This window comes from Saccharopolyspora soli (assembly GCF_022678645.1).
GTDB lineage: Bacteria > Actinomycetota > Actinomycetes > Mycobacteriales > Pseudonocardiaceae > Saccharopolyspora > Saccharopolyspora soli.
This window is the reverse complement of sequence record NZ_JALBWV010000015.1, coordinates 85,843-103,124: the sequence shown is the minus strand read 5'-3', so window position 1 is coordinate 103,124 and position 17,282 is coordinate 85,843. Positions and strand designations below refer to the sequence as shown.

The 17,282-nt window shown below is 70.0% G+C and carries 15 protein-coding genes; 6 read left to right on the top strand and 9 right to left on the bottom strand.

The features are described from left to right. Positions 1-25 precede the first annotated feature (25 nt). Complete coding sequence (gene tal / locus MOQ72_RS13940; RefSeq protein WP_242183825.1) at positions 26-1,132, bottom strand: transaldolase; 1,107 nt, start codon at positions 1,130-1,132, stop codon at positions 26-28. A gap of 14 nt (positions 1,133-1,146) precedes the next feature. After that, positions 1,147-3,243 (bottom strand): transketolase, encoded by a 2,097-nt coding sequence (tkt, locus tag MOQ72_RS13935; RefSeq protein ID WP_242183824.1) that lies wholly within the window; start codon positions 3,241-3,243, stop codon positions 1,147-1,149. Positions 3,244-3,714: 471 nt separating this feature from the next. Here tkt and MOQ72_RS13930 point away from each other — a divergent pair, with 471 nt between their 5' ends. Then, positions 3,715-4,650, top strand: coding sequence for a heme o synthase (locus MOQ72_RS13930; protein WP_242183823.1), 936 nt, complete (start codon positions 3,715-3,717; stop codon positions 4,648-4,650). On the opposite strand, the gene MOQ72_RS13925 is transcribed toward MOQ72_RS13930, so the two are convergent. Continuing rightward, entirely contained in the window at positions 4,647-5,981 is a 1,335-nt protein-coding gene (locus MOQ72_RS13925) for an MFS transporter (protein WP_242183822.1), read from the bottom strand. The two genes, MOQ72_RS13930 and MOQ72_RS13925, sit on opposite strands and share 4 nt — an antisense overlap. A gap of 178 nt (positions 5,982-6,159) precedes the next feature. Beyond that, positions 6,160-7,128 carry a quinone oxidoreductase family protein gene (locus MOQ72_RS13920; protein ID WP_242183820.1) on the bottom strand — a complete coding sequence of 323 codons (969 nt, stop codon included), beginning with the start codon at positions 7,126-7,128 and terminating at the stop codon, positions 6,160-6,162. A 356-nt stretch (positions 7,129-7,484) separates the two neighbouring features. On the opposite strand from MOQ72_RS13920, the gene MOQ72_RS13915 reads away from it, so the two are divergent. The 3 genes from MOQ72_RS13915 (at position 7,485) to MOQ72_RS13905 (ending at position 9,497) form a co-directional block, all read left to right on the top strand. Continuing rightward, on the top strand, positions 7,485-7,802 hold the full coding sequence (locus tag MOQ72_RS13915) for a hypothetical protein (protein ID WP_242183819.1): 318 nt from the start codon (positions 7,485-7,487) through the stop codon (positions 7,800-7,802). Next, positions 7,799-8,680, top strand: a complete 882-nt coding sequence (locus MOQ72_RS13910) for an ATP-grasp domain-containing protein (RefSeq protein ID WP_242183818.1) — start codon at positions 7,799-7,801, stop codon at positions 8,678-8,680. Before MOQ72_RS13915 ends, MOQ72_RS13910 begins: the two co-directional genes overlap by 4 nt. Before the next feature lie 322 nt (positions 8,681-9,002). Then, positions 9,003-9,497 (top strand): GbsR/MarR family transcriptional regulator, encoded by a 495-nt coding sequence (locus tag MOQ72_RS13905; protein WP_242183817.1) that lies wholly within the window; start codon positions 9,003-9,005, stop codon positions 9,495-9,497. 124 nt (positions 9,498-9,621) lie between these two features. Here MOQ72_RS13905 and MOQ72_RS13900 read toward each other — a convergent pair whose 3' ends face one another. The 5 genes from MOQ72_RS13900 to mptB form a co-directional block, all read right to left on the bottom strand. Then, positions 9,622-10,584, bottom strand: coding sequence for a COX15/CtaA family protein (locus MOQ72_RS13900; RefSeq protein ID WP_242183816.1), 963 nt, complete (start codon positions 10,582-10,584; stop codon positions 9,622-9,624). Positions 10,585-10,653: 69 nt separating this feature from the next. Beyond that, positions 10,654-11,499, bottom strand: coding sequence for an SCO6745 family protein (locus MOQ72_RS13895; RefSeq protein WP_242183815.1), 846 nt, complete (start codon positions 11,497-11,499; stop codon positions 10,654-10,656). A 79-nt stretch (positions 11,500-11,578) separates the two neighbouring features. After that, entirely contained in the window at positions 11,579-12,295 is a 717-nt protein-coding gene (locus MOQ72_RS13890; protein WP_242183901.1) for an ABC transporter permease, read from the bottom strand. 89 nt (positions 12,296-12,384) lie between these two features. Next, a complete protein-coding gene (locus MOQ72_RS13885; protein ID WP_242183814.1) occupies positions 12,385-13,320 on the bottom strand; it encodes an ABC transporter ATP-binding protein in 936 nt (311 codons plus the stop codon). A gap of 11 nt (positions 13,321-13,331) precedes the next feature. Further along, on the bottom strand, positions 13,332-14,894 hold the full coding sequence (mptB, locus tag MOQ72_RS13880; protein WP_242183813.1) for a polyprenol phosphomannose-dependent alpha 1,6 mannosyltransferase MptB: 1,563 nt from the start codon (positions 14,892-14,894) through the stop codon (positions 13,332-13,334). An 85-nt stretch (positions 14,895-14,979) separates the two neighbouring features. Between mptB and MOQ72_RS13875 the strand changes: the two genes are divergently transcribed. Both MOQ72_RS13875 and sufB read left to right on the top strand, forming a co-directional pair. Then, on the top strand, positions 14,980-15,822 hold the full coding sequence (locus MOQ72_RS13875; protein ID WP_372495363.1) for a helix-turn-helix transcriptional regulator: 843 nt from the start codon (positions 14,980-14,982) through the stop codon (positions 15,820-15,822). Next, entirely contained in the window at positions 15,819-17,282 is a 1,464-nt protein-coding gene (gene sufB / locus MOQ72_RS13870) for a Fe-S cluster assembly protein SufB (RefSeq protein ID WP_242183811.1), read from the top strand. Before MOQ72_RS13875 ends, sufB begins: the two co-directional genes overlap by 4 nt.

Sequence of the window (17,282 nt, the reverse complement as noted above, 5' to 3'; positions counted from 1 at the left end):
GGATCGCGGGGACTTCGGCGGATCGCTACTCCGCCTGCGCCAGCTGTTCGCTGACGGTTTGCAGCAATTCCACCCAGGACTTCTCGAACTTCTCGACGCCCTCGCGCTCCAGGACCGCGAACACGTCGTCGAGGTCGATGCCGATCGCGGCGAGCTCGTCGAAGACCTGCTGCGAAGCGGCGGCCGTGCCGCGGACCGTGTCGCCGCGCAGTTCGGCGTGGTCTGCGGTGGCCTTCAGGGTCGCCTCCGGCATGGTGTTCACCGTGTTCGGCGCGACCAGCTCGTCCACATAACGCGTGTCCGAGTAGGCCGGGTCCTTCACGCCGGTGGACGCCCACAGCGGACGCTGCGGCTTGGCACCAGCAGCCTCCAGAGGCTTCCAGCGCTCGGAGCTGAACACCTCCTCGTAGGAGGCGTAGGCCAGCCGCGCGTTGGCGATCGCGGCCTTGCCGCGCAGCTGCTCACCGCCGGAGATCTTCGCCAGCCGCTTGTCGATCTCGGTGTCCACCCGGGACACGAAGAACGACGCGACCGAGCCGATCTGGCTGATGTCGTGGCCGTTGTCCTTGGCCTGCTCCAGCCCGGCCAGGAACGCGTCCATCACCTGGCGGTAGCGCTGCACCGAGAAGATCAGCGTGACGTTGACGCTGACGCCCTCGGCCAGCGTCCGCGTGATCGCAGGCAGCCCCTCCAGGGTGGCCGGGATCTTGACCATCAGGTTCGGCCGGTCCACGGCCTTCCACAGGTCCACGGCCTCGGCCACGGTCCGCTCGGTGTCGTGCGCCAGCCGCGGGTCGACCTCCAAGGAGACCCGGCCGTCGACACCACCGGTCGACTCGTAGACGTTGCGGAAGATGTCCGCGGCGTCCCGGACGTCGGCGGTGGTCAGCTCGCGCACCGTGTCGTCCACGCTCGCGCCGCGGGCCGCCAGCTCGCGCACCTTGCCGTTGTAGTCCGCGGCGTTGGACAGCGCGTTGGCGAAGATCGTCGGGTTGCTGGTCACCCCGACGACGGCCTTGTCGGTGATCAGCTCGGCGAGGTTGCCCGAGGAGATGCGCTGGCGGGACAGGTCGTCCAGCCAGATCGAAACCCCGGCCTCGCTGAGTGCCTTGAGGTTCGGGTTGGTCGTCACAGGAATTCCTCCGCTCACGACTGCTTGGCGTTGCTCAGGCTGCGCCGCGCCGCCGCGACCACGGCGTCCACGGTGATGCCGAACTCGTTGAACAGGGTCTTGTAGTCGGCCGAAGCGCCGAAGTGCTCAAGCGACACCGACTCCCCGGCGTCCTTGACGAACCGGTACCACGGCATCGCGATGCCCGCCTCGACCGAGACGCGGGCCTGGACCGAATTCGGCAGCACCTGCTCGCGGTAGGTCTCGTCCTGCGCGTCGAACCACTCGATGCACGGCATCGACACCACACGAGTTGCAACGCCCTCCGACTCCAGGATCTTCCGGGCTTCGACCGCCAGCTGGACCTCGGAACCGGTGGCGATCAGCAGCAGCTCGGGCGTGCCGCTGCCCGCTTCGGCCAGCACGTAGCCACCCTTGGCGACGCCGTCGGTGTCCACGCCCTCCAGCGTCGGCACGCCCTGGCGGGTCAGCGCCAGACCGGCCGGGGCGCGGGTGTCCTCCAGGACCGCCTTCCAGGCAGCCGCGGTCTCGTTGGCGTCCGCCGGGCGCACCAGCGAGAAGCCGGGGATCGCGCGCAGCGACGCGAAGTGCTCGACCGGCTGGTGCGTCGGACCGTCCTCGCCCAGGCCGATCGAGTCGTGCGTCCACACGTAGATGGCCGGGATCTCCATCAGCGCGGCCAGCCGGACGGCCGGGCGCATGTAGTCGCTGAACATGAGGAAGGTGCCGCCGTAGGGGCGGGTGCCGCCGTGCAGCAGGATGCCGTTGAGGATCGCGCCCATCGCGTGCTCGCGGACGCCGAAGTGCAGCGTCCGGCCGTACGGGTTTGCGTTCCACATGCCGGTGGAGATCGACTCCGGGCCGAAGGAGTCGGCGCCCTTCATGGTGGTGTTGTTGCTCTCCGCCAGGTCGGCCGAACCGCCCCACAGCTCGGGCAGCACGTCGGCCAGCGCGGCCAGCACCTCGCTGGACGCCTTGCGGGTGGCGATTCCCTTGCCGTCGGCCTCCCAGGTCGGCAGCTTCTGCTGCCAACCGGCGGGCAGCTGGCGGGTGCTCAGCCGGTCCAGCAGCGCCTTGCGCTCCGGGTTGGCCGCCGCCCACTTGTCGAAGGCGACCTGCCACTCGGCGTGCGCGGCTTTCCCTCGCGCGACGACCTCACGGGCGTGCGCCAGCACCTCGGCGTCGACCTGGAACGACTGCGCCGGGTCGAAGCCCAGCGCTTCCTTGACCCCGGCGACCTCGTCGGCACCCAGCGCGGCGCCGTGCGCCTTGCCGGTGTTCATCTTGGTCGGCGCCGGGTAGCCGATCACCGTGCGCAGCACGATCAGGGTCGGCCGGGTGGTCTCGGCCTTGGCTTCCTCGATGGCCGCGAGCAGGCTCTGGACGTCCTCGCCGCCGTGCACCGTGATGACGTGCCAGCCGTAGGCTTCGTACCGCTTGGCGGTGTCCTCGGACAGCGCGATGCGGGTGTCGTCCTCGATGGAGATCTCGTTGGAGTCGTAGATCACCGTGAGGTTGCCCAGCTGCTGGGTACCGGCCAGCGACGACGCCTCCGAGGTGACGCCCTCTTCGATGTCGCCGTCCGAGGCGATCACGTAGATGTGGTGGTCGAAGGGGCTGTCACCCGGCGCGGTCTCCGGGTCGTACAGGCCGCGTTCGCGGCGGGCGGCCATCGCCATGCCCACCGCGTTGGCCAAGCCCTGGCCCAGCGGGCCGGTGGTGGTCTCCACCCCGGCGGTGTGCCCGTACTCCGGGTGACCCGGGGTCTTCGAGCCCCACTTGCGCAGCGCCTTCAGGTCGTCCAGTTCCAGGCCGTAGCCGGACAGGAACAGCTGCACGTACAAGGTCAAGCTTGAATGTCCAGCCGACAGCACGAACCGGTCGCGGCCGATCCAGTTCGGGTCGCTGGGGTCGTGTCGCATGACGCGCTGGAACAGGGCGTAGGCCGCGGGGGCCAAGCTCATCGCGGTGCCCGGGTGGCCGCTGCCGCAGTGCTCCACCGCGTCGGCGGCCAGCACCCGAGCGGTGTCCACGGCGCGCTGATCCAGTTCGGTCCAGTCTTCGGGCAGTCGCTTGGTGGTCAAGCGGGCAAGGTCGTCGGTGACGGACACGGACGCAGCTCCAGTTTTTTCCCTCGGCGGTGAATGCGGTCGCTGGACCGATTCGAACCGCGGTTATCCCTCGTCCGACGGGCAGCCTAGTCGTGTCCGATCAGCCACGTGCCGACCCGTCTGAATTGATGTCTCCCCGCCCATTCGGGATGCCCCGGCGCGGGGTTCGTCCCGCTGCCTCGGGGCTCACGGTCGCGCCGTCCGGCCGATCCCGGAGACCCGGCCGATGCCTGCCCGTGCCCTGCGACTTCGCGCTTGAGGGCGGCCATGATCCCGACTGATCGGAATCGCTGTCCAGGATAGCGGGAAAGGCGCGTGACCAGGGCCACCAGGCACCCGCCCGAGGACGTCTTCAGTAGCGCGCCTACTATTCATCGGCGGTCCAATTCCGCGTGCCACGGGCACTTCGGAGTTGGTCCAGGTCGTCCGAAATGCCATTAGGAGTGCCATGCCGCCGGTGAGCGCAGCGTCGTGAGCACCGTCGTCGACGCCCCCCGGACACGGCCCGCTCGGCGACCCGCTGAGCTGCTGAAAGCCTATGCCGGGCTGATCAAGCCGCGGGTCATCGAGCTGCTGCTGGTGACCACCATCCCGGCGATGCTGCTGGCGGAGCGGGGCATCCCGTCGCCGTGGCTGGTACTCGCCACGCTGGTCGGCGGCACGATGGCGGCGGGCAGCGCGAACGCGCTGAACTGCGTCGCCGACGCCGATATCGATCAGGTGATGAAGCGCACCCGAGCCCGCCCGCTGGTGCGGCACACCGTGTCGAACCGGCATGCGCTGATCTTCGGCATCGCGCTCGGCGTGGCGTCCTTCGGCTGGCTGTGGGCGACGACGAACCTGCTGGCCGCGTCGCTGGCGGTCGGCACGATCCTGTTCTACGTCTTCGTCTACACCCTGGTGCTCAAGCGGCGCACCGCGCAGAACATCGTCTGGGGCGGTGCGGCGGGCTGCATGCCGGTGGTGATCGGCTGGGCCGGGGTGACCGGCCGGGTGGACTGGCCAGCGCTGGTGATGTTCGGGGTGATCTTCTTCTGGACCCCGCCGCACACCTGGTCGCTGGCGATGAAGTACAAGGACGACTACCAGCGCGCTGGGGTCCCGATGCTGCCGGTGGTGGCCAAACCGACGTACGTGTCCCGGCAGATCGTGGTGTTCACCTGGCTGATGGTGGCCTGGACGCTGCTGCTGGCCCCGGCGACCGGTTGGCTCTACACGGCGTTCGCGGTCCTCGCGGGCGGCTGGTTCGCCTTCCTGGCGCACCGGCTGCACGCGGCGACCAAGCGCGGCGAGCAGACCAAGCCGATGAAGCTGTTCCACATGTCCAACACGTACCTGATGATCGTGTTCGTGGCGCTGGCCGTGGATTCGGCGCTCGGCCTCCCGGTGCTCAGCTGGCCCTTCTAGCGCGGGGTGGACTGGTGCTTGCGGGGGAGCACGAAGGCGGTGATGATCCCCGCGATCGCCGTCACGGCCGCGGCGACCAGCATCGCGGCTGAGAAGCCCTCGGCGCCTGGCAGGTCGCCGTGCGTTCCCGCGATCACCGCGCCGAGCACGGCGACGCCGAACACCGACCCCAGTTGTCGGGCCTCGGTGACCAGGCCGCTGGCCAGGCCGCTGCGGTTCGGGGAGATCGTGGTGAACGCGCCCGCGCTGGCCGGGGTGAACACCGCGGGCCGGGACAGGCTGAACGCCAGCAGACCGGGGATCAGCAACCACAACTCGCGGTGGGGTGCTGCCAGCCCGACCCAGATCAGCCCCGCAGTGGCGAGGGCGAGCCCGCCCAGCACCAGGCCCCGCGGGCCGTGGCGGTCGGTGAACCGCCCGGTCGACAACGACAGCAGCGGGGTGAACATGCCGGAGAGCGCCAGCACCAATCCGGCGGTCAGGGCCCGCTCGCCCATCCCGTGCTGCAGGAAGATCACCAGGTAGACCGAGGTGCCCAGCACCGCGAACTGGATCGCGAACAGGGCGGTGAGCGCGGCCAGCAGGTACCGGTTGCGGCCCAGCAGCGCCACCGGGACCAGCGGGTGGTTCGAGCGCAGTTCGTGGCGGACGAGCAGACCGAGCAGCAGCGCACCGACGAGGATCAATACCGGTGCCACCGACCGCCAGACGGACAGCTGGCTGACCCCGATGACCACCGACGCCAGGCCCGTGATCAGCAGGAGCAGACCGGCGCCCTCGATCCTGGTCGGCTGCGCCTCCCGCGACGGCGTGATCCAACGGCGTCCCTGGTAGAGCGCGAACACGACGACCGGCAGGTTGATCACGAACAGCCACCGCCAACTGGCCACGTCGACGATCACGCCCGAGAGCACCGGGCCGACGGTGAGGAACGTGGTGCCACCGGTGGACAGCAGCCCGACCGCCCAACCGCGGCGCTGCTCACCGATCGCGCGCGAGGTGTTGCCCAGGGCCAGCGGCTGCATGATCGCGCCGCCGATGCCCTGCACGAACCGGGTGGCGATCAGGAAACCGAAGGAGGGTGCGGCCGCGCAGGCGGCGGAGGCCAGCCCGAACAGGCCGATGCCCGCAAGCAGCATCCGCCGCCGTCCGAAGCGGTCCGCGAGCCGCCCCGCCACGACCATGAACACCGCGAGCGCGAGCAGGTAGGCGGTGATCGTCCACTGCAACGCGACGGTCGGCGCACCGAACTCGCGGTGCATGGCCGGCAGCGCCACCGTCACCGAGGTCTGGTCGAAGAACAGCAGGGCGTTGACGGCCAAGGTGCACATCAACACGTGTCTCTGGCGCCGGTCGAGCGTGCTCCAAACCGACACCGGCTTCGCCCCCATCCGAGCAGTGTCAGCCCGCCGGGCCACCGTGTCGAAACGGTCCCGAACGTGGTGCGGGGCACCCGTGACCCAGTTACTTGGTCACGGGTGCCCCGCACCCATCACCCGAATGGCGGTGTCATGGGAGGAGCAGGAGTTTTCCGGTGGTGCGGCGGCCTTCCAGGTCCTCGTGCGCTCGGCGGGCGTCCGCGAGCGGGTAGGTGGCGCCGATGCGGATCTTGACGGTGCCCTGCGTGATCCACGCGAACAGTTCGGCCGCGCGCCAGTCCAGCTCTTCGCGGGTCAGGATGTGGTGCGCCAGGCTGGGTCGGGTCAGGAACACCGAACCGGCCGCGTTCAGCCGCTGCGGGTCCACCGGCGGCACCGGGCCGCTGGAGGCACCGAAGAGCGCGAGCAGGCCGCGCGGGCGCAGGCTGGCCAGGCTCGCGTCGAAGGTCGTCTTGCCGACCCCGTCGTAGACGACGTCCACGCCGCGGCCGTCGGTGAGGTCCTCGACCTCCTTGGCCACGTCCTCCTCGGTGTAGCGGATGATCTCGTCGGCACCCGCCTCCCGCGCCAGCTTCTCCTTCTCCGGCGTGGACACCGTGCCGATCACGTTGCCGCCGCGCGACTTGATCAACTGGGTGAGCAGCAGGCCCATGCCGCCAGCCGCCGCGTGCACCAGGGCGGTTTCGCCGGTGCGCACCGGGTGCGTCGAGGTGATCAGGTAGTGCGCTGTCAGACCTTGCAGCAGCGCGGCGGCCGCGGTCGGGTCGTCCACGCCGTCGGGCACCCGCACCGCCTTGTCGGCCGGGACCAGCGCCTGCTCGGCGTAGCTGCCCGGCGCCATCGCCCAGCCGACGCGGTCGCCGACGCTGAAGCCGGTCACGTCGGCGCCCACCGCGACGACCTTGCCCGCGCCCTCCGAGCCGGGCGTGTGCGGCAGCGGCATCGGGTAGATCCCGCTGCGCTGGTAGGTGTCGATGAAGTTCACCCCGGCCGCGGCGACCTGGACCAGCAGCTGACCGGGCTGCGGGTCGGGCGCTTCGACTTCGGTGTGCTCCAGGACCTCCGGGCCGCCGGTGGCCGCTACCCGAATCGCGCGCATGCTCTCTCCTCCGCGTGTCTTGGTGGTTGGGTGCAACTCGTCATGTCGCCCCGATCTTCCCGCGACAGGTGCATCATGCCCGCCCCGCGGTGCCCCGCCGGACCAGCGCACCCGGAATCGTGCTGGCGACCCGCAGCGAGGACAGGCACTGCGGAACGAGGCCGGACAACTCGTAGTGTCTGTCTTTGTTCTTGCTTTTTGAAGCGGCGAAGCCGCTTGGCCCACCCTTGCAACCTGCACCGCCGCGGGTTCTCAGGCGTCGTCGGGGATCCCGGACCGAGAAGGCTTCTGAGGTTCCGCCACCCGCACCGCCACGCAAAACGAGCTTGGAAGACAGGCGTTTTAGGATCCGGGATATGACGGCAGTCGAGAAGGACCCCGAGCAGACCGCGCCTTCGCCCAAGGCCATCGCCACCGCCAAGGCATTCGTCGCCGAGCACGGCGGGTCGGCGCGGGCCGTGGTGGAGAACCTCGGCCGGGCCGGTGCCCGGATCGTGCTGATCGGCGAGGACGGCCGGTTCGGCGACCTGCTGGTGCCCGACGTGGCCACGGGTGAGGCCCTGGTCGAGGCGGTCGACGGGCTGTCGCCGCACGAGTGGGACGGCGCGACGGTCGCGGCCCTGAAGATCGGTGCGGCGCACCGCCGCAAGATGGCCGGGCAGCGAGCTAGGTGACGCCGCGGGTCCTGCTTGCCAGTTGCGCTGAACTGCCCGAATCGGACGGCGACGACACCTCGTTGCCCGCGGCGCTGGGCGAGCTCGGCGTGTCCGCGGGGTGGGCGCCCTGGGACGACCCGGCGGCCGACTTCGCCGGGGCCGATCTGGTCGTGCTGAGAGCGACCTGGGACTACCCGGCGCGGCGCGCGGAGTTCCTGAAGTGGTGCGAGTCGGTGCCGAACCTGGCCAACCCAGCCGAGGTGGTGCGTTGGAACACCGACAAGCGCTACCTCGTCGACCTCGCCGCGTGCGGGCTGGACGTGGTGCCGACCCAGCTGGTCGCGCCCGGCGCGCAGCCGGACTGGCCGGACGCCGGGTTCGTGCTGAAGCCTTCGGTCGGCGCCGGTTCGGTGGGTGCTGCGCGCTTCGGTCCGGGCTCGCTCGATGTCGCACGGGAACACCTCGACGGCCTGCACGCCGACTCGCACGTCGCGGTGTTGCAGCCGTACCAGGAGACGGTGGATCGGGAGGGGGAGACCGCGCTGGTCTTCGTCGGCGGCACCTACTCGCACGCGTTCGTCAAGGGCGCGATGCTGTCGGACTCGGCCGAGCTGGACGGTTCCGGGCTCTACGTCGACGAACAGCTGTGGCCAGCCGATCCCGAACCGGCGCTGCGCCGCGCGGCCGAGGACGCGATGGATGCGGCCGGGACCGTCCTGGGCGTGGATCGCCGGGAGCTGCTCTACGCGCGGGTCGACCTGGTTCGCGGACCGGACGGTCGACCGCTGCTGCTGGAGTTGGAGCTCGCGGAGCCGTCGCTGGGCTTCCGGCAGACCGACGGCGGTGCCCGGTTGCGGTTCGCTTCGGCTGTACGCGCCGCGCTCCTCCAGCGCTGAGCTGTAAGAGGGTGCGGGGTTGGTTTGCGAGGCGGTGCGGGCGGCGGAACCTCAGACGCCGTCTCGACTCCGGGATCCCCGACATCATGTATGTCCGACACCACGTCGAGGCTGTCCTCCCGAGACGACGTCTGAGAACCCGCGGCGGTGCAAGTTGCGAGAGCGGAAGGCAAGCGGGTCTCGCCGCTTGCCTGACGACCAGCCTCCGCACGTCCAATCCACGCGAGTTCTTCGCCGACACGCCAGCGAACGGCGCTTGGCCGATTCCTTCGCTGTGGTTTACCTTTTCAGCGAAGGCTAAAGTCGATCACCTGGAGTTGTCGTGTCCGACTACTTGCAGCGCACCGATCGGCCCGCCATGTCGGAGTGGATCGAGCAGATGGCGGCGCACTTCGAGGCCAGCGAGGGCATGCCGCTGATCGCTGGCCGGATCCTGGCGTTCCTGCTGGTCTGCGACCCACCGGAGCGCACCGCGGCGGAGTTGTCCCACGGGCTGGCCGCCAGCACCGGGTCGATCAGCACCAACGTGCGGCTGCTGCTGCGGCTCGGGGTGATCTCCAAGACCACCCGGCAGGGCCGCGAGGCGGCGCTGTACCGGGTGGAGGAGGACCGGTGGCCGGAGCTGGTGCGCCAGCGGATGCAACGGGTGACCGGGCTCGAAGAGCTCACCGCGCAGGGCCTGCGGATGTTCAGCGGCCAGAGCGAACGAGCCCGGCGGCTGCGCACGGTGAACGAGTTCTACCAGTGGCTGTCCGGCGAGATGCCGGAACTCTGGCGCCGCTGGGAACGAGAAGGCAAACCCCGCCTGCGCTTCTGAAGTCTCGCGAGCGGAACTCGGCTACCTCGTTCAGGTGAGGAGTGAAGGGCACCCTTTACCAAGTAACTTGGTGAAGGGTGCCCCTCACCTCATCCTTGTCACCCTTGTGGGGCACCGGTTCGGATCAGGCGGCGACGGATTGTTTGGCCGCGGCTTCGGGTATTGGTTCCGGCAGCGGGCCGCGGTAGCGGGACTCGCCCCACAGCAGCGCGGTGACGATGATCACCAGCGTGGCGCACAGGACGTGTGCCACCACCATCGCTTCGGGAACTCCGAGGTAGTACTGGATGGACCCGATCGCGCCCTGCACCAGCACCAGTACGCAGGCAGCGCCGTAGACCTTCAGCAGCGCCTTGGTCGGCCGCGCGCCACGCAGCCACACCCCGAACACCGCGAGCAGCAGCACGTAGGCCATCACCAGCAGCCCGTGCGCCTGGACCAGGGTCGGCACCGGAAGTCCGAGCCGTGGGGTGTCCGGGTCGCCCGCGTGCGGACCGGCGGCGGTGACCAGGGTGCCGAGGACCAGCACCGCCGCGGTGACCAACACGAGGGCGGCCAGCAGCTTGCGCATCCTCGGCGGAACCACGCCGATCGGCTCGCGGTCGCCCTCGGTCGTCGCCTTGACCAGGACGGTGGCCAGCCAGATCAGCACCGCCGAGGCCATGAAGTGCACCGACACGCTCCACCAGGCCAGGTTCACCAGCACGGTCATCCCGCCGATGACCGCCTGCGCGATCACCCCCAGCGGCATCACCAGGGCCAGTCCCACGAGTCGGCGCCGGTAGGGCCGCACCCCCCAGGCGGCCAGGAAGCAGGCCAGCGCGATGAACCCGATCACGCCGGTCAGCAGCCGGTTGCCGAACTCGATCACCTGGTGCAGGGTCGCGACCTCGGGGTGCTGCACCGGCACCATGCTGTCCGGGAAGCACTGCGGCCAGGTCGGGCAGCCCAGCCCGGAGCCGGTGACGCGGACGATCACGCCGGTCACCGCGATCAACGCCTGGGTCACCAGCACCGCGAGGGCCAGCCCCCGCACAACGCGCGGTGACGGGCGGGAAATCCGAGAAACCATCGAGGCCGTGGGCACGACCTCGATGGTAGGACGCCGCCGAAAACGCCAGTGCGCAGGGCGGAGGCTGCCCGTGGGCGTTCACTGCTACCGGCGGAGTCCGCGCGGCATCGCGCCCGCCTTCGCCAGTGTCCTGCTGAGCTGGCTGCCGTTGCGCACCAGCACCTCTGTCCTGGTGTCGCCGAGCGCCGACCAGGGCGCCATCGACATCGCGTCGGTCGCGGTTTCGATCTCCTCCCGCAGTGCGGTACCGGCATCGGTGATCTCGCCTTCGGCGTCGACCAGACCGCGCTCGCGCAGTTCCTGGAACGCCTGCTCCCACTGCTCGTCGGTCCATTCGCGGAGCTTCTTCGCCACGTCCGGCTGGAAACCGCCTGGGACGGTGGAATGCAGCGCCAGCGCCTGGATGCCGCTCAGCCCGCCCTGCTGCAGCGCGGCGATGTGCGCGTCACCGCGGAACTCGCGCAGCAGCGTGATCGCGTGCCAGAGCTTCAGGTGCGGTTCGTCCGGCCATTCCAGGTCGGCGTGCGCGGCGTACAGCGGCTTGCCTTCCGGGGTGCAGGCCAGCGCGGCTTCTCGGGCCAGTTCGGCGGATTCGGCGACGACATCCGAGGTGACGGTGCCCTCGCCGAGCAGTCGGCGCAGCGCCGCGTCAGCAGCCCGCAGCCGGGCGGCGAGCACGGTCTCCGGGGCGGCGATCGACCAAGCCTTCGGGATCGAGCGGGCGACGGATTCGGGGTTGAAGTTGTAGAAGGTCGCCGCGACGACCCCGGCGCCGACCGGGCCCATCGCAGCGGATCGCCCGGCGTAGTACGACATCCGGCCCCGGTCGAGGCCGAGTGCGGCGAAGCCGTCGGCGGTCTCGGGTGCGAAGTAGCTCATGGCGTGGATGAGTTCCAGGGATTGCTTCACCTGGCGCGCGATCATCGTCATGCGCCACACCCTAGAACGGCGTTTCAGAATTGTCGTTGGTTCGAAGTGGCCGCGACCGCAAATCGTCCGCGGCTGCCGATCAGGTCAGCCGGGTGGTCCGGATCGCCACCGCGCCGCACACCGCGCCCCACGCCGCGAGGACCGCGATCGGCTGCAAACCCGGTAGCGCGCCTTGCACCAGGACCGCGTCGAGCGCCTCCGCGAGCGCTCCGGAGGGCAGGTACCCGGCGAGCAGTCCGACCGCGCCGGGCAGGTCGCTGGCGGGCAGCGCCAAGCCACCGGCGAGCAGCAGCACGAACCAGATGGCGTTGGCCACCGCGAGCACGATCTCGGCCCGCAAGGCGCCACCGACCAGCACTCCGGCCGCGCCGAAGGCGAGCGTGCCCAGCACCAGCAGCGGGATCGCGGGCAGCAGCCCGACAAGCGCCGGTGACCAGCCCAGCAGCGCTGCGGCGATGCCCAGCACGACCGCTTGCAGGGCAACGACCAGCAGCGTCGCCAGGATCCGACCGGAAATGAGCGTCCAGCGCGGCAGCGCGGTCGCGGAAAGCCGTTTGAGCACGCCGTAGCGGCGGTCGAAGCCGAGCGCGATGGCCTGGCCGGTGAACGCCGTGGACATCACCGCCAAGGCCAGGATGCGCGGCATCACCGAGTCCACCCGCGGTTCCGGCACGGTGCCGATGTGCAGCGTGCTCAACCCGATCAGCAGCGCCAGCGGGATGATCAGCGTCAACAACGCCTGCTCGCCGTGCCGGATGATCAGCAGGGCCTCGATCTTGGTCTGCGCGGCCAGCATCCGCGCCGCGCGACCCCGGCCGGGCGCGGGCGCGAACGTGCCCGGTGGGAACTGGGCGCCGAGCTGGGCGGGGGCGTTGGTCTCGGTGTTCACGATCGAAGCTCCCGTCCGGTCAGTTCCAGGAAGACGTCCTCCAGGCTGCGGCGGCTGACCCGGAGTTCCTGGGCGAGCACCCCGTGCTGCGCGCACCAGGCGGTCACCGTCGACACCACCTGCGGGTCGACCACGCCGCGCACCACGTAGTCGCCGGGCCGCAGTTCGGTGGCCTGGCAGCCCTCCGGCAGCGCGGCCAGCAGCAGGTTCAGGTCCAGTCCGGGTTGGGAGCGGAACCGCAGTTCCTGCCTGCCGTCTTCGGGTTCGGTGAGCTCCTCGGCGGTGCCGTCGGCGACCGCGCGGCCGCGATCCACGATCACCACGCGGTCGGCGAGCGCTTCGGCCTCCTCCATCAGGTGGGTCGTCAGCAGCACGCTCACGCCGTCCCGGCGGAGCGCGCCGACCAGCTCCCAGACCAGCCGCCGCGCCTGCGGATCCAGACCCGCGGTGGGCTCGTCGAGGAAAACCAGCTCCGGTCGGCAGACCAGGGCGCAGGCGAGCGAAAGCCGTTGCTGCTGCCCGCCGGACAGTCGTTTGTAGGGGGTGCGGCGCGCTGAGGTCAACCCGAGCACGTCCAGCAGCCACGCTGGGTCCAACGGGCTGGCGGCGCAGGAGGCGACCAGGTGCAGCATCTCGTCGGCTCGCACTCCGGGGTAGGCCCCGCCGCCCTGCGGCATCACGCCGATCCGCGGCCGCAACGCCTCGGCCTGGGTGCCCGGATCCAGACCGAGCACGCAGACCTCACCGCCGTCCGGGTGCTGGAAGCCCTCGCAGATCTCGACGGTGGTGGTCTTGCCCGCGCCGTTGGGGCCGAGCAGCGCCAGGACGCTGCCGCGCGGCAAGCACAGGTCGAGCCCGGCGAGGGCGACGGTGTCGCCGAAGCGCTTCTTCAGCCCCCGCAATCGGACGGCCGGACTATCGGCGTTGCTCACGACACCCAAGCCTATTGCGTGGCGGGCCGAACACTGCTGCGGGTCGGTAGCAGGCCGGGCACCTTGCCGCGCACCAACCAGAGCGTGATCGCGAAGACGATCACCGCTGCGATCACGGCCAGCGGGATCTGGTAGGCGCGCAGCGGGAAGCCCGCCCCGGTCGGCGGCACCAGCAGGGCGACCGCGGCGCAGATCACCGCCGCGGTGGTCCGAAACCGGTTGCTGTTGGTGGACAGCGCCAGCGGGACCACCGACCACAGCAGGTACCAGGGCCACAGCACCGGCACCGCCAGCGCGAGGGTGAGGAAGGTGATGCCCATGGCGGCCAGCGGTTCGATGCGGCCTCGGAAGGACACCCACAGCATCCGCAGGCACACCACGGCGACGATCAGATAACCGATGATCTTGGTGATGACCAGCATCGCGTCGGTCTGGTTGCCCAGCCCGAGCAGTGCGCTCAGGCCGCCGCCGGTCATGCCGAACGCGGTCAGCGGGGCCATGAACGTCTTGACCCGGTTGGGCACGTCGAAGGTGTCGATCCAGCCGAGGCCCCATCCGCTGGCCACCGTGATCACCGTCATGGTGGCCAGGAACACCGCGCTCAGCAGCGCGGCGATCCGCACCAGGTCGCGGAACCGGCCGCCGCGGCGCAGCACCAGGTAGATCCCGAAGAAGCCGAGCGCGATCCAGCCCGGCGGTTTGATCGCCCCGGCGATGGTCAGCAGCACACCGGCGGCGATGGTGCCCGGCACGGTCTGGTAGCGCAGCCCCAGTTCGATGGCGGCCAGCATGATGCCGACCATCAGCGCCTCGTTGTGCATGCCGCTGACCACGTGGAACAGCACGATCGGGTTGGCCGCGCCGAGCCACAGCGCGGCGGCCGGGTGCACGCCGCAGCGGCGGGCCAGCCGGGGGATCGCCCAGATCGCCATCGCCAGTCCGCACAGCATCACCGCGCGCCACACCAGCACGCCGAACACCACGTTGTCGCCGACGATCCGCGAGATCACCTGGCCGAACATCAGGAACAGCGGCCCGTACGGCGACGGTGTGTCCCGCCAGATGTTGGGCACGTTGGCGGTGAACGGGTGGTCGACGCCCAGCGCGGCGGCCGGGCCCAGCACGTACGGGTTGAAGCCGCGCGCGGCCACCTCGCTCTGCGCCAGGTAGCTGTACATGTCGGTGCTGAACAGCGGCGGGGCCAGGACCAGCGGCAACGCCCACATGGCGACCGTGCGGGCCAGTTGGGTGACCGACAGCATCCGCTCCCGGCCCGGCCAGCAGAGCTTGCCCAGCCACAGCCAGGCGATGACGATCATCAGCATGCCCAGCCAGCAGCAGGCCATCGCCACGGTCGGGATGCGGGTGGGCAGGCCGATCAGGCGGGCCCCGGACAGCGGGTTGTCCACCGGGGCGGCACCGGCGCCGATGGCACCGACGGCCAGCACCAGCGACCCGGTGGTGCCGAACCGGCGGACGACGTCGAGCTGACGCCGTTCCGTGCGGTCCAGGTGGGTACCGGGGGGCAACGCCGGACCGGCTGCCGCTGTGTCTTCCGTTTCGCCTGCCGCCACGACGACGAAGCGTAATCGCGTGAGTCAGATCACGAGCCTGCCCCGCACTCTGGTGCCTCGACGCGAAATAGGTAACATTCGTGTTGTGAAAAAAGTCGGGACGCCTCCTGCTGCCGCCGAGGTCGGCGCAGCGGCCGACGTGGCCACCGAGCTGGGCTCTGCGGCCCAGCCCGGCATGGCCGCGCACGGCGACGGGCGCACCCGGCACACGGTTGCGCGGTTGCTGCTGGAACGGGGGCCGATCACCGCTGCGGCGGTGGCCGGTGAACTCGGGGTGAGCCCCACTGCGGTGCGTCGGCACCTCGACGTGCTGGTCGCCGAAGGCGAGGCGTACACCCGGGAATCCTCTCCGCGAGGCCGTCGTGGTCGAGGCCGACCCGCGAAGCTGTACCTGCTCACCGAGGTGGGCCGGGCGCGGTTCGGACACGCCTACGACGACCTGGCGGTGGCGGCGCTGCGATTCATCGCCGAGCACGAGGGAGAGCAGGCGGTCCGCGAGTTCGCCGACCGGCGGATGGCCGCGTTGGTGGCCAACCACCGGGAGGTGCTAGCGGCCGCGGCCAGCCCGGCCGAGCGCGCGGAGGTCCTCGCCGACGCGCTCACCAGGGAGGGTTACGCTGCCTCGACGCGTAGCGTTGGAAGTGGCGAACAGCTCTGCCAACACCACTGCCCGGTGGCGCACGTCGCTGCGGACTTCCCGCAGCTGTGCGAGGCCGAGACGGCGGCGTTCGCCGAAGTGCTCGGTACCCATGTGCAGCGGCTGGCCACCATCGCGAACGGTGATGCGGCCTGCACCACGCACGTACCAACCGCGCGGTTCGCGGATTCGGGCGGCGATCGCCCGGAGCCCGCCGAAACCTCTGCTGCTCCAGTCCCGAAGGATCAGCAGAACACCGCCCCGATTCCTGATGGAGGGGAGTCCGTATGACTGCCGCTGCCGAGCAGCGCAATCCCACCACGGCGCCCAACGCCTCTGGCCAGCTCAGCCAGGAAGAGACCCTCGCGACGTTGGGGGGCTACGAGTACGGCTGGGCCGACTCGGACGTCGCGGGCGCCAGTGCCCGCCGTGGCCTCGACGAGGACGTCGTCCGCGACATCTCGGGCAAGAAGGACGAGCCCGAGTGGATGCTCGAAGCCCGGTTGAAGGCGCTGCGGTTGTTCGACCGCAAGCCGATGCCGAACTGGGGCGCCGACCTGTCCGGGATCGACTTCGACAACATCAAGTACTTCGTCCGCTCCACCGAGCAGCAGGCCCAGACCTGGGAAGACCTGCCCGAGGACATCAAGAACACCTACGACAAGCTCGGCATCCCGGAGGCGGAGAAGCAGCGCTTGGTCGCGGGGGTCGCCGCCCAGTACGAGTCGGAGGTCGTCTACCACAAGATCCGCGAGGACCTGGAGGCCCAGGGCGTCATCTTCCTGGACACCGACACCGGCCTCAAGGAGCACCCGGAGATCTTCAAGGAGTACTTCGGCTCGGTCATCCCGGCCGGGGACAACAAGTTCTCCGCGCTGAACACCTCGGTGTGGTCGGGTGGTTCGTTCATCTACGTGCCGCCGGGCGTGCACGTGGACATCCCGCTGCAGGCGTACTTCCGGATCAACACCGAGAACATGGGCCAGTTCGAGCGGACCCTGATCATCGTCGACGAGGGCGCCTACGTGCACTACGTCGAGGGCTGCACGGCGCCGATCTACTCCAGCGACTCGCTGCACTCGGCGGTCGTGGAGATCATCGTCAAGAAGGGCGGCCGCTGCCGGTACACGACCATCCAGAACTGGTCGACCAACGTCTACAACCTGGTCACCAAGCGGGCCAAGGCCGAAGAGGGCGCCACCATGGAGTGGGTGGACGGCAACCTCGGCTCCAAGGTGACCATGAAGTACCCGTCGGTGTTCCTGATGGGCGAGCACGCCAAGGGCGAGGTGCTCTCGGTGGCCTTCGCCGGTGAGGGCCAGCACCAGGACGCGGGCGCGAAGATGGAGCACCTGGCGCCGCACACCTCCTCGACGATCGTGTCCAAGTCGATCGCGCGGGGCGGCGGGCGCACCTCGTACCGCGGCCTGGTCAAGGTCGCCAAGCGGGCGCACCACTCGTCGTCCAACGTCAAGTGCGACGCGCTGCTGGTGGACACCATCAGCCGCTCGGACACCTACCCGTACGTGGACGTCCGGGTCGACGACGTGTCGATGGGGCACGAGGCGACGGTGTCCAAGGTCAGCGAGGACCAGCTGTTCTACCTGATGCAGCGCGGCCTGACCGAGGACGAGGCGATGGCGATGATCGTGCGCGGCTTCGTCGAGCCGATCGCCCGCGAGTTGCCGATGGAATACGCGCTGGAACTGAACCGACTGATCGAACTGCAGATGGAAGGGGCCGTCGGCTGA

What these genes read in the sequence shown, in the direction of transcription:
- MOQ72_RS13895 (WP_242183815.1), bottom strand. Translation starts at nt 11,499, where the DNA reads ATGACGATGATCGCGCGCCAGGTGAAGCAATCCCTGGAACTCATCCAC.
- sufB (WP_242183811.1), top strand. Translation starts at nt 15,819, where the DNA reads ATGACTGCCGCTGCCGAGCAGCGCAATCCCACCACGGCGCCCAACGCC.
- MOQ72_RS13915 (WP_242183819.1), top strand. Translation starts at nt 7,485, where the DNA reads ATGACGGCAGTCGAGAAGGACCCCGAGCAGACCGCGCCTTCGCCCAAG.
- MOQ72_RS13890 (WP_242183901.1), bottom strand. Translation starts at nt 12,295, where the DNA reads ATGCTGGCCGCGCAGACCAAGATCGAGGCCCTGCTGATCATCCGGCAC.
- MOQ72_RS13925 (WP_242183822.1), bottom strand. Translation starts at nt 5,981, where the DNA reads ATGTGCACCTTGGCCGTCAACGCCCTGCTGTTCTTCGACCAGACCTCG.
- MOQ72_RS13920 (WP_242183820.1), bottom strand. Translation starts at nt 7,128, where the DNA reads ATGCGCGCGATTCGGGTAGCGGCCACCGGCGGCCCGGAGGTCCTGGAG.